The sequence below is a fragment of the Streptomyces sp. NPDC097619 genome, assembly GCF_040302735.1.
GTDB lineage: Bacteria > Actinomycetota > Actinomycetes > Streptomycetales > Streptomycetaceae > Streptomyces.
Genome location: NZ_JBEOSD010000218.1, coordinates 1 through 10,427 on the forward strand (window position 1 = coordinate 1; position 10,427 = coordinate 10,427).

Consider the following 10,427-nt stretch of genomic DNA (forward strand, 5'->3'; position numbering starts at 1 on the left):
CTGCCAGGACACCGCCGGGCTGGGACCGACGCCCGGCAGCCCGAACTGGTTCTCCGCCGGCACCCCCGGCGCCCCGCCCCGCTCCTCCCCCGTTCACGCCCCCCTTTCCACCGACCGCCGTCCCGTACCCACCGGAGCCCTCCGTGCCCCTGCGCGACCTCGTCATCGACATCGAACCGCTGCGCGCCTCACCCGACTTCCGCGCGGTCTTCATCGCCCGCGTGGTGTCGCTGTTCGGGCTGGGCATGGCCACCGTCGCCCTCGCCGCGCAGACCTGGGACATGACCCGCTCCTCGCTGCAGATCGCCGTGGTCAGCATGATCATGAGCATCAGCGTGCTGGTGGGCTCGCTCTGGGGCGGGGTGATGGCGGACCGCGGCAACCGCCGCACGCTGATCATCCGCGCGCGCGGGGCCGCCGCCCTGGGCTTCGCCGGTCTCGCCGTGAACGCCTTCCTCACCGACCCGTCCCTGTGGGCCATCTACGCCTGCGTGGCCTGGGACGGCCTGGCCTCCGGCGTCAGCTTCACCGCGCTGATGGCCGCCGCCCCCACCCTGGTGCGGGAGGACCAACTCCCCGCCGCGGGCGCCCTGATCTCCCTCACCGGTGAGATCGGCTCCATCGCCGCCCCCTTCCTCGGCGGCATCCTGCTCGCCGCGTGGGGTCCGGCGCCCGTGTACACCGTCACCGCCGTCACCACCGCCCTGACCAGCCTGCTCCTGACCCGGCTGCGACCGCTGCCCCCGAGCACCGACCCGGACGACGGCGACAGCGACGGCGACGAGGGCGCGGAGAACGGCCCCAAGCGCTCCCGCTCCCCGCTGGCCGCCTTCACGTTCGCCTTCCGTGACCGCGTGGTGGGCGGACTGGTCCTGCTCGGCGGTGTCACCGCGCTCTTCAACGTGCCGGTCGTGCTCTTCCCCGAGATGGTCGACCGCCACTTCGGCGGCGGCAAGGTGATGCTCGGCCTGCTCTACACCGCCCCCGCCGTCGGCGCCGTGCTGGTCTCGGCCACCAGCGGCTGGCTGGGCCGCACGGCCCGCCCCGGACGCCTGCTGCTGGTGGCGGCCTTCGCGGGCGGCCTGGCCACCCTCGGCTTCGGTCTGAGCCAGGACCCGGTGGTCGCCTTCGTGCTGCTCGCCGTCGGCGGCGGCGCGGGCACCATGTACGAGATCCTCGAGTACGCGCTCGTCCAGCACCACACGCCCGAGCACATGCGCGGCCGGATCTTCAGCGTGATCACCGCCCAGGGCACCACCGGGGACATCGTCGGCGACGTCGAAGTCGCGGCCGTGGCCCGCTGGTTCAGCCCCGCCGGGGCCGCGATCGTCAACGGCGCGATCTGCGCCGTTGCCGCCGTCGCGGTGGCCGTGGCGGTGCCCGGACTGCGCCGGGCCACCCTGCCCCCGCCGCAGGAGGAGGACGGCCCCGACGGCGAGGCCGTGCCCGCCGACGCCGCGCCCGTCGCCCCGCGCGCCTGAACCGCCCGCCGCCCGTACCCCGGCCGCGGCCCTTCCTCACCGCCGCCCCGTACCCCCGGCCGACCGCCGCCCGGTCCCGCCGACGACCTCTGGAGCACCACCCATGAGTGACCGCACCCCGCAGCGTCTCCCCCTCACCGGGGCCCAGACCGGTGTCTGGTACGGCCAGCGGCTCGACCCCGGCTCGCCCGTCTACAACGTCGGCCAGTACCTGGAGATCCAGGGCCCCCTGGACCCGGACCTGTTCACCGCCGCCCTGCGCCGCACGGTCGCCGAGTGCGAGGCGCTGACCGCCCGCTTCGGCGAGGACGCCGACGGCACCCCGTACCAGCTGACCTGGCCCGGCCCGGCCTCCGGCCCGATCGTGCCGGTCCTGGACCACCTGGCGCAGGAGGACCCCCACGGCACCGCCCTGGCCCTGATGCGGCGGGACATGTCCACCCCCGTGGACCCGGCGCGCGACGTCCTCTACTGCTTCAGCCTGCACCGGGTCGCCCCCGACCGGATCCTGTGGTACCAGCGCGTCCATCACATCGCCCTGGACGCCTACGGGTTCTCCCTGGTGTCCCGCCGCACCGCCGAGGTCTACACGGCCCTCGCGGCGGGCACCGACCCCGGCCCCTCCCCCTTCCCCGGGCTGGCCCCGGTCCTCGCCGAGGAGGAGGCGTACCGCGCCTCCGACCGGTACGCGAAGGACCGCGCCTACTGGAGCGAGCGCCTCGCCGGGCTGCCGTCGCCCACCCCGCTGAGCGGTGCCGCCCACCCGGCGGCCCCCGCCTTCCTGCGCGCCGCAGCCGAGCTGGAGCCCGAGGCCACCGCCGGACTCCTGGCCGCCGCGGCCTCCGTGCGGGGGAGTTGGGCCGACGCGGTCACCGCCGGGTTCGCCGCCTGGCTGCACCGGGCCGGCGGCTCCCGTGACGTGGTGCTCTCGCTGCCCGCCATGGCCCGGCTCGGCTCCGCCGCGCTGCGCGTGCCCGCGATGGTGGTCAACGTGCTGCCGCTGCGGGTGGCCGTGCACCCCGCCCTGACCTTCGGGGAGCTCGTGGCCGAGGTGGCCGGCGGGGTCCGCGGCCTCCGCCGCCACCAGCACCACCGGGCCGAGGAGATCCGCCGGGATCTGGGCCCCGGCCGGCCCGAGGGCGCCGCCGCCTTCGGCCCCATGCTCAACATCAAGGCCTTCGACTACGAGCTGGACTTCGCGGGCGCCCCCGCCCTCGTGCACAACGTGGCCGCGGGCCCCGTGGACGACCTCACCCTCGGCGTGTACCACGACGAGGACCGCGGACGCATCCGCCTGGAACTCGACGCCAACCCGCACGCCTACGACCGCACCGCCGCCGAGGCGCTGCTCGGCGAGTTCGCCCGCTTCCTGACCGCCTGCGCCGCCGCCGGTCCGCAGGCCCCGGTGGGCCGCGCCGACCTCCTCGCCCCCGCCGGACTGCACGAGGCCGTCACCGCCGGCCGCGGGCCCGACCACCACGTGCCCGACGGCACCGTGGTCCCCCTCTTCGAGGAGGCCGCCCGCCGCCACCCGGACCTGCCCGCCGTCATCGCCGGACCCGACGGCGGGACCGTGCTCGACCACGCCGCGCTGCACGCCCGCGCCGACCGCCTGGCCCGGCTCCTCATCTCCCGCGGCGTGGGCCCCGAGTCCTTCGTCGGCCTCGCCCTGCCCCGCACCACCGACCTCGTCGTCGCCCTCCTCGCCGTCCTCAAGGCGGGCGGCGCCTACCTGCCCCTCGACCTCGAATACCCGGCCGAACGCCTGCTGTTCATGGTGGAGGACGCCCGCCCGGTGTGCGTGCTCACCACCACCGCGGAGGCCGGCCGGGCCCCGCGCGCGGAGGGCACCGAGCAGATCGTCCTCGACTCCCCCGAGGTCCTGGCCGCGCTCGCCGCGCAGCCCGCCGGAGCGCCCACGGACGCCGACCGCACCGCCCCGCTCACCGGCGCCCACCCCGCCTACGTCATCCACACCTCCGGCTCCACCGGCCGCCCCAAGGGCGTGGTCGTCCCGCACTCCGCCCTCGCCAACTTCCTGCACATGCAGGCCGAGGAGCTCGCCCTGCGCCCCGGGGACCGGCTGGTCGCGGTCACCACCGTCTCCTTCGACATCCACGTCCTGGAGATCCACACCCCGCTGCTGTGCGGGGCCGCCATCGTGCTCGCCGACCGCGACACCGTCCGCGAACCGGCCGCGCTGGCCGCCCTCGTGGACACCCACCGGCCCGCCGTCATGCAGGCCACCCCCTCGCTGTGGCAGGCCCTCCTGGAGGACGGCCGCCCCACCGGACTGGCCGGCACCCGCGTCCTCGTCGGCGGCGAGGCCCTGCCCGCCGTGCTCGCCGAGCGGCTGACCCGTACCGCCCGCTCCGTCACCAACGTGTACGGCCCCACCGAGGCCACCGTGTGGGCCACCTCCGCGGCCCTCCCCCCCGACCACAGCGGGGTCCCCGGCATCGGCCTGCCCTTCTGGAACACCCGGGCGCACGTCCTCGACGCCGCCCTGCGCCCCGTGCCCGCGGGCCGCGCCGGTGAGCTGTACCTGGCCGGACACCAGCTGGCCCGCGGCTACCTGGGCCGGCCGGCCCTCACCTCGGAGCGGTTCACCGCCGACCCGTACGGCCCGGCGGGCTCCCGCATGTACCGCACCGGCGACCTGGTGCGCCGCACCGCCGAGGGCACCCTGGATTTCCTGGGCCGCGCCGACGACCAGGTCAAGCTGCGCGGGCACCGCATCGAGCCGGGCGAGGTCGAGGCCGCGCTCACCGCCGCCGGCGCGGGCCGGGCCGTGGCCGTGGTCCGCGAGGACCAGCCCGGTCACCAACTGCTGGCCGGCTACGCCACCCCCGCGGCGGGCGCCCCCCGCCCGGACGGCGAGGAACTGCGCCGCGCCGTGGCCGCCGCGCTGCCCGCCTACATGGTCCCGGCCGTGGTCACCGTCCTCGACTCCTTCCCGCTGACCGCCAACGGCAAGGTGGACCGCAAGGCCCTGCCCGCGCCCACCGCGACCGGCACCGCCGGCGGCGACCGGGCGCCCCGCGACGCCCGGGAGGAGATCGTCACCGGGATCCTCGCCGACGTGCTCGGCGTGCCCGGGCTCGCCCCCGAGGACGACTTCTTCGCCGCCGGCGGCCACTCCCTGCCCGCCTCCCGGGCCGCCGCCCGCGTCCGCGACGCCCTCGGCACCGGCTGCGCCATCGGCGACGTCTTCGAGGCCCGCACCGCCCGCGCCCTCGCGGCCCGACTCGGGGAACGCGCCGCGGCGGCCCGCCCGGCGCCCGCCGCCGGCGACCGCCCCGCCGTGCTCCCGCTCTCCTACGCCCAGCAGCGGCTGTGGTTCCTGCACCAGCTGGAGGGCCCCTCCGTCACCTACAACATCCCCTTCGCGGTGCGCTTCGAGGGCCGGCTCGACGCCGCCGCCCTGGACGCCGCCCTCACCGACACCGTCGCCCGCCACGAGTCCCTGCGCACCGTCTTCGAGGAGCACGACGGGGTGCCCGCGCAGCGGGTGCTCGACGCGGACACCGCCGGCGTGCGGCTGCGGCTGGTGGAGGCGGAGCCCGGGGCCGGTGTGGACGCCGCCGTCGCGGAGGCCCTCGGGCACCGCTTCGACCTGGCGGCGGGCGCCCCGCTGCGGGTGACCCTGGTGCGTTCGGCGGCGGTCGGCACCGGCGCGGGCGACGTGCTCGTGGTGCTGCTGCACCACATCGCCTCCGACGAGTGGTCCATGGGCCCGTTCCTCGCCGACCTGACGGCCGGCTACGCCGCCCGCCGCGCGGGCACGGCCCCCGCGTACGCGCCGCTGCCGGTGCAGTACGCCGACTACGCCCTGTGGCAGCGCGAACTGCTCGGGGAGGTCTCCGACCCGGAGTCCCTCGCCGGCACGCAGGCCGCCTTCTGGCGGCAGGCCCTCGCGGGCGCCCCGCAGGAGCTCGAACTGCCCGCGGACCGCGGCCGGCCGGCCCGCGCCGAGGAGGCCGCGGCGGGAGCCCTGGTGTACCGGGAGGTCCCCGCCGACGTGGCGGCCGGCATCCGCGCCCTGGCCCGGGAGACCGGCACCAGCGTGTTCATGGTGGTGCACGCCGTCGTAGCCGGGCTGCTGCACCGGCTCGGAGCCGGCGAGGACATCGTGCTGGGCACCCCCGTCGCCGGCCGCTCCGACAGCGCCTTGGACCCGCTGGTCGGCTTCTTCGTCAACACCCTGGTGCTGCGCACGGACCTGTCCGGCGACCCCGCCTTCACCGCGCTCCTGGAGCGGGTCCGCACCGCGGACCTCGCCGCCCTGGACCACGCCGACCTGCCCTTCGAGGCGGTGGTCGAGGCCGTCTCCCCCGAGCGGTCGGCCGTCCGGCACCCGCTGTTCCAGACGATGGTGTCCCACAGCACCGTCAGCCAGGACCTGCGGAACCTGTTCGGGCTGCCCGCGCGGGTGGACCGCACCGACCCGGGCGCCGCCAAGTTCGACCTCGACCTCACCTTCGCGGACGGCGCGCACGGGGACGGCCTGGAGCTGGAGGTGTTCTACGCGACGGCCCGCTTCGACGCGGACACCGCCGCCGCCCTCGCCGACCGGGTGCTGCGGGTCCTGGCCCAGGCCGTGGCCCGGCCGGAACTCCCCGTCTCCGCCTGGGACCTGCTCGACGAGTCCGAGCGGGAGGCCCTGGCGGACCGGAACCGCACCGGACGGCCCGTCCCGCCCGAGCCGGTGACCTCGGTGTTCGCGGCGAGCGTGGCCGCGACCCCGCACGAGACCGCCGTGGTCGCCGGCGCCGAGCGGCTGACCTTCGCGGAGCTGGACGAGCGGGCCGGCCGGCTGGCCGCCCTCCTCGCCGAGGCCGGCGCGGGCCCGGACGCCGTGGTGGCCCTGGCCGTGCCCCGCTCCGCGGACACCGTCGTGGCGCTGCTGGCGGCGCTGAAGGCGGGTGCCGCCTACCTGCCCCTGGACCTGGACCACCCGGCGGAGCGGCTGGCGTTCATGCTCGCCGACAGCGCCCCGGTGTGCGTGGTCACCACGGCCGCGGTCGCGGACCGGGTGCCGGGGGTGCCCGCGCTGGTCCTGGACGCGCCGGAGACCGCGGCCCGACTGGCCGCCGTCGACCCGCTGCCGCAGATCCCGGTGCACCCCGAGCACGCCGCGTACGTGATCTACACCTCCGGTTCCACGGGCGTGCCGAAGGGCGTGGTGCTCCGGCACGCGGGCCTGACCCGGCTGTTCCGGGACCACGAGCGGGACCTGTACGGGCCGGTCGCGGCCCGGCTGGGCCGCCGGGTCCGGGCGGTGCACACCGCCTCCTTCTCCTTCGACTCCTCCTGGGAGCAGCTGCTGTGGCTGGTCGCCGGGCACGAGCTGCACGTCCTCGACGAGTACGGCCGCCGGGACGCCGAGGCGGTCGTGGCGTACGTGCGGGAGCACCGGGTCGACGCCCTGGACGTGACCCCGTCGTACGGGCGGCAGCTGGTGGACGCCGGACTGCTGGACGGGCCGTGGCGGCCCGCGCTGTACCTGCTCGGCGGCGAGGCCGTACCGCCCGGCATGTGGGCGGAACTGCGCGGGGTCCCCGGCGTGGAGGTCGTCAACTACTACGGGCCCACCGAGTTCACGGTGGACGCGCTGGTGGCCCGGGTCTCGGACTGCCCGACCCCGGTGGTGGGCCGTCCCCTGGACAACGCGCGGGCGTACGTGCTGGACGCGCGGCTGCGGCAGGTGCCGCCCGGCGTGTCCGGGGAGCTGTACCTGGCCGGTGAGCAGAACGCCCGCGGCTACTTGGGGCGGCCCGCGCTGACCGCGGAGCGGTTCCTCGCCGACCCGTTCGGCGGGCCCGGCGAGCGCATGTACCGCACGGGCGACCTGGCCCGGTGGCGGGCGGACGGTCCGCTGGAGTTCCTGGGGCGGGCCGACGACCAGGTGAAGATCCGGGGGTTCCGGGTCGAGCCCGGCGAGGCGGAGGCGGCGCTGGCGGCCCTGGACGGGGTGTCGGCGGCCGCGGTGGTGGTCCGCGAGGACCTGCCGGGCGCGGCCGGGCAGCCGGAGCTGGTCGGGTACGCGGTGTCGGCCGGGGCCGGGCCGGAGGAGCTGCGCGCCCTGCTGGCGGCGGCGCTTCCGGAGCACCTGGTGCCCGCCGCGGTGGTGGTCCTGCCGGTGCTGCCGGTGAACGTGAACGGGAAGCTGGACCGGGCGGCGCTGCCGGTGCCGGGCCCGCGCTCCGCCACCGGCTCCCGGGCCCCGCGCGGGACGGCCGAGGAGCAGGTCGCGGCGGTGTTCACGGAGCTGCTGGGGCTGTCCGGCGTCGGCGCGGAGGAGGACTTCTTCCGGCTGGGCGGGCACTCGCTGCTGGCGACCCGGCTGGTGGCGCGGCTGCGGGCGGCGGGCCTGTCCTGCTCGGTGCGGGACGTGTTCGAGGCGCGCACGGTGGCCGGGCTGGCGGCGCTGCTCGCCGGGCGCGGTCGGGCCGAGCGGTCCGAGCCGGTGGCCGGGGTGCGCCCGGAGCGGCTGCCGTTGGCGCCCGCCCAGGCCCGGCTGTGGTTCCTGCACCGGCTGGAGGGCCCGTCGGCCACCTACGGGGTGCCGCTGGCGGTGCGCCTGTCGGGGCCGCTGGACGTGCCCGCGCTGCGGGCCGCGGTGGCCGACGCGGTGGCCCGGCACGAGGCGCTGCGCACGGTGTTCGGGGAGGACGCGGCGGGTCCGTTCCAGCGGGTGCTGGAGCCGGGCGCGGTGGAGGTGCCCTTCGAGGTGGTCGCGGCCGCGGACGGCGCGGACGCCCCGCTCGCCGCCGCCGTGGGTCACGCCTTCGACCTGGAGCGGGAACTGCCGCTGCGGGTGACCCTGTTCGCGGAGGCCCCGGACCGGCACGTGCTGTTGGTGCTCTTCCACCACATCGCCTCGGACGAGTGGTCCACCGGCCCGTTCCTCACGGACCTGTCGGCGGCGTACGCGGCCCGTCGGGCCGGTGGGGCGCCGGAGTTCGCCCCGCTGCCGGTGCAGTACGCGGACTACGCGCTGTGGCAGCGGGAGCTGCTGGGCGAGGTCTCCGACCCCGCCTCGGTGGCCGCCGCCCAGGCCGGGCACTGGCGGGAGACCCTCGCCGGCCTCCCCGCCGAACTGGCCCTGCCCGCCGACCGCAACCGACCCGCCGTGCCCTCGCACGAGGGGCGGACGGTGTCGGTGGCGGTGCCGGCGGAGGTGGTGGCCGGGCTGGAGGAGCTGGCGACCGCGCGGGGCACCACGGCCTTCACGGTGGTGTCCTCGGCGCTGGCCGCGCTGCTGCACCGGCTCGGCGCGGGGGATGACCTGCCACTGGGCTTCCCGGCCTCGGGGCGTTCGGCGGAGGTCCTCGACCCGCTGGTCGGGTTCTTCGTCAACACGTTGGTGCTGCGCGCCGACCTGTCCGGGGACCCGGAGTTCACGGAGCTGCTGGAGCGTACGGGCCGGGCGGCGGGCGCCGCCCTGGACCACGCGGACCTGTCCTTCGAGGCGGTCGTGGAGGCGGTGGACCCGGAGCGTTCGCTGGCGCGGCACCCGCTGTTCCAGACGATGGTGGCCTACGAGGGCGGCGCCGGGGTGCCCGGCGACGTGTTCGGCGCGGAGCTGTCGGCCGCGGAGGTCCCGGTGGCCGCGGGTGCGGCCAAGTTCGACCTGGAGGTGCTGTTCCGGCGTACTCCGGAGGGCATGACCTGCGGGATCCGGTATGCGGTGGACCTGTTCGAGGAGTCCACGGTGCGGGTGCTCGCGGAGCGCCTGGTCCGTCTGCTGGCGCGGGTGGCGGCGGAGCCTTCGGTGCGGCTGTCGGCCATCGGGTTGATGGAGCCGGAGGAGCGGGACCTGGTCCTGCACGGCTTCAACGACACCGCCGTCACGCTCGACGGACCGACCACCCTCGCCGACCTCGTCGCCGCCGGCGCCGAAGACGCCACCGGACCCGCCCTCGTCTTCGAAGGCACCGCACTGACCCGACCGGAGTTCGAGCAGGCCGTCAACCGCCTCGCCCGACACCTCATCGCCCGCGGCGCCGGACCCGAATCCGTCATCGCCGTCGCCCTCCCCCGATCCCTCAACCTCCTCATCGCCCTACACGCCGTCGTCCGCGCCGGCGCCGCCTACCTCCCCCTCGACCTCACCCTCCCCACCGACCGACTCACCCACCTGCTGGAGACCGGGCGTCCGGTGCTCGTCCTCACCGACACCGAAGCGGAAGGCGCGCTGCCGGCGGGTTCGGACCTGCCCCGGGTGCGGTTCGGCGCCCCGGAGACCGAGACCGAGCTGGCGGGTCTGTCGGCCGCCCCGGTGACCGACGCCGACCGGACGACCCCGCTGCTCCCCCGGCACCCCGCCTACGTGATCTTCACCAGCGGATCCACCGGCCGCCCCAAGGGCGTCATGGTCGAACACCAGGCCATCGTCAACCGCCTCGCATGGATGCAGCACGCCTACCACCTCACCGAAGGCGACCGCGTCCTCCAGAAGACCCCCACCGGATTCGACGTCTCCGTCTGGGAACTCTTCTGGCCCCTCGCCCAAGGCGTCCCCCTCGTCATCGCCCGACCCGACGGACACAAGGAACCGGGCTATCTGCGGGACCTGATCCGGGAACAGCGGGTGTCGGTCTGCCACTTCGTGCCCTCCATGCTGGCCGCCTACCTGGCCGAGCACGGCGTGGGCGAGACCCCTTCGCTCCGCCTGGTGGTGTGCAGCGGCGAGGCCCTGGGCGCCGACCTGGCCGGACAGTTCCACGCCGCGAACGGGCAGGGCGCCGTCCTGGCGAACCTGTACGGGCCGACGGAGGCGGCCGTGGACGTCACCGCGCACGAGGCGACGGCGGACGGTCACGGTCCGGCCGTGCCGATCGGTACTCCGGTGTGGAACACCCGGACGTACGTCCTCGACGACCACCTCCGGCCCGTACCCCCCGGCACCCCCGGCGAGCTCTACCTCGCCGGCACCCAACT

General features: G+C 76.5%; 2 protein-coding genes. Both read left to right on the forward strand.

The window, feature by feature from the left end; translation table 11 throughout:
* Positions 1-143 precede the first annotated feature (143 nt).
* Positions 144-1,481: an enterobactin transporter EntS gene (gene entS / locus ABTZ17_RS34155; protein WP_352199695.1), complete on the forward strand. Its 1,338-nt coding sequence runs from the start codon at positions 144-146 to the stop codon at positions 1,479-1,481.
* A 103-nt stretch (positions 1,482-1,584) separates the two neighbouring features.
* A partial coding sequence (locus tag ABTZ17_RS34160) for a non-ribosomal peptide synthetase (RefSeq protein WP_352199696.1) occupies positions 1,585-10,427 on the forward strand: 8,843 nt, incomplete at its 3' end.